General features: G+C 33.8%; 4 protein-coding genes and 1 pseudogene. 2 read left to right on the top strand and 3 right to left on the bottom strand.

Features of this window, described 5'->3' with window-relative positions; genetic code table 11:
* The 3 genes and pseudogenes from BFI01S_RS23840 to BFI01S_RS24480 all read right to left on the bottom strand — a co-directional run.
* Positions 1 to 183 (bottom strand): annotated as a pseudogene (locus BFI01S_RS23840) (hypothetical protein); the annotation flags it as partial.
* Positions 184 to 264: 81 nt separating this feature from the next.
* Positions 265 to 471: a DUF1657 domain-containing protein gene (locus BFI01S_RS21520; protein ID WP_061794396.1), complete on the bottom strand. Its 207-nt coding sequence runs from the start codon at positions 469 to 471 to the stop codon at positions 265 to 267.
* Positions 472 to 983: 512 nt separating this feature from the next.
* Entirely contained in the window at positions 984 to 1304 is a 321-nt protein-coding gene (locus tag BFI01S_RS24480) for a gamma-type small acid-soluble spore protein (protein WP_082804588.1), read from the bottom strand.
* Positions 1305 to 1977: 673 nt separating this feature from the next.
* Here BFI01S_RS24480 and BFI01S_RS21530 point away from each other — a divergent pair.
* A complete protein-coding gene (locus BFI01S_RS21530; RefSeq protein WP_034298115.1) occupies positions 1978 to 2250 on the top strand; it encodes a hypothetical protein in 273 nt (90 codons plus the stop codon).
* A gap of 13 nt (positions 2251 to 2263) precedes the next feature.
* On the top strand, positions 2264 to 2548 hold a 285-nt coding region (locus BFI01S_RS21535; RefSeq protein ID WP_235831261.1), incomplete at its 3' end, for a spore coat protein.

Consider the following 2548-nt stretch of genomic DNA (forward strand, 5'->3'; position numbering starts at 1 on the left):
TTTGTTGATGTCAATGAAAAAACGTGTTAAGAATCGAAAAAGAAAGCTTGTATGTACCTGTGAAATACTCAAATCGTTATTATTTTCACCCAACTGATTCTGGCTTTCGTTACATCCTGATCCTATTCCGATAACCGTTAATACTAAAAGACCGATCTTTAATTGTTTTATTTTATATATCATGAATAATCACCTCTGTGTTTCATCCATTATTGAGAGAGTAAAAAGGTTGGTTTACTCGACCAACCTTTTTTTGTCTTTTAATTATTGTTGTTTGTATTGAGGTTCTTCTTGTTCGATTTGTTTAACGCGAGGTTCAAGGCTTTTTAGAACGGATTGGGTTTGTTTAGCAGCATCTTGGTAAAGCTGCTTCGCTTGTTCATTTTCCGTACCAAGAGCAAATGTTTCAAAGCTAGCCTGCGCACTTTTCAATCCCGCTACAGCTGTCTTAACATCATTTATTACTGTCATTGAATAACGACTCCTTTAATGTTTTTAATAACTTTTGTTAGAATGATGAAAAATGGTTTTCTTTATAGTTCAAATGTAATCCATATTTTTTATCTAAAAATAATATTATGAAGTAAGGTTTGAAAACTAAATTAATATCCTTTTTCTCTTAATAAATAAAATATCCGTTTAATCCAAACGGTTGCTATATTTGATTCCAAATTCTCTTTAAATCTAATGGTACGAATACTTTATCCCCACGTATCTCCCTATGTATAATGGGATGTGAAAAGCATTGATCTAAACTTAACCCTTCTTCTTTTTTATGCCTAGCTCTTTTGAAGTCTTCGGGTAATCGCATAACAATTGCTCCTTTTTATTTTTAAAAAAAATTTTAGTAAGGGAGCGAGTCTTAACTCCCCTCTAATCTATCTAAGGATGTTTTTATTGGTAACAAATGAATCAACACATAAAAATTTTTGGCGACATAAAGCTTCAGAATTGTACAAACGTGTGATTCAGTTATTTATTTTTTAAGACTGGGCATGTTGGTTTTTTTGTCTTACTTGTTGTGCATTATTTTGGCTTGCGAACTCAGTACCGTATTGACCTTGTGACACTTGCGTACTGCCTTGGGAAGCTTGGTTTCCGTCATGAGCATATTGTGGTTCTTCTTGTTCGATTTGTTGAACGCGTGGTTCAACGCTTTGTAAAACAGATTGGGTTTGTTTAGCAGCATCTTGGTAAAGCTGCTTCGCTTGTTCATTATCTGTACTAAGAGCAAATGTTTCAAAGCTAGCTTGAGCGCTTTTTAATCCGGCTAAAGCTGTTTTAACGTCATTTATGACTGTCATGAATAACACCTCCTATTATTTTTTTTGAAACCTTTCTTAGAATGTTTGAAGATAGAAATATTTATTCATACAAAGTTTTTAAAATTCGAATTATATTTTTATTATTTTCGGAAAAAATACTCTTGGCAAAAAAAATCAAGGAAGAGAGAATAGGGTAAATTTGACGGTTGTACTTTTGTAAAAGCTGATTAAAGTACAATTGTTTTACAATTCGAGGGGGATTTTCCTTTTCGAGAAGCAAGACTGGTATGCTTATTTAGAAATGGAGTATTGATGCAGTTTGTATTTTTCATAAAATTAAAAAAGAGGTAGACGGAGTATGTATAAGGACTATCCTGAAACGATTTATATGGACCAAAACCACGAGCAAGGTGTAAGCAATTTAATAAAAATATAAATCAGTATTTTTCCAATCCTATTATACATAAGGAAATTAATGGTGATAAAATATATGTTGCCTTGGACCTAGACAGAATCTGGAATAGGATAAATTAATATTTAGTTTAGCCACAAATACTCCCCACCTGCGTATAGGTGGGGAGTATTTAATGCTATCTAAAGGTGGGGGGGTCTTTAAAACTAATCTAAAATACCTGCATATTTTTGACCGCTGTGTGGCAATCTACCCAAGTGATTACAACATTGTTAACAAGGAGGAAACATCATGCAACAAATGCAGACGGGTATGAATAATCAACAAGCACAAGCTTTAATGACACAACCGCCTGAAATAATGTCAACAAAGGATCATCTCTATGTAAACGATATGTTAAGCTGGAATTTACTTGCGATGAAGAAAATGCATTTTTTCGCTCAACAATGTCAAAATCCAGAAGTAAGAGCAGCACTTGAACAAGCTGGACAAATGCACGACCGACACTATCAACAGCTGCTTCAACAGATGCAACAGTATGTAACTCAACCTTCACAAAATATGAATCAATAAGGAGGATACGATAGTGGAAAATAATACTCCAAACAAAATTAAGAATCCTGAAACACCAGTTCCCAAGACGCCGCAAATGAACGATAGAGATTTTCTAAACGATGCCTTAACTACGGAAAAATATATATCTTCCTCATATTCGACTGCATTAAAAGAAGCAAGCCATGGGTCGTTGTATCGTACAATTGCGTCTATTTCCCAAGAAACAGAAGACTGTCACCGCAATCTATATAACTTAATGTTTAAAAACGGATGGTATGCTTTGGAAAAAGAAACTCCACAAACTATTCAACAATCT

Origin of the sequence: Cytobacillus firmus NBRC 15306 (genome assembly GCF_001591465.1) — a bacterium.
GTDB lineage: Bacteria > Bacillota > Bacilli > Bacillales > Cytobacillaceae > Cytobacillus > Cytobacillus firmus.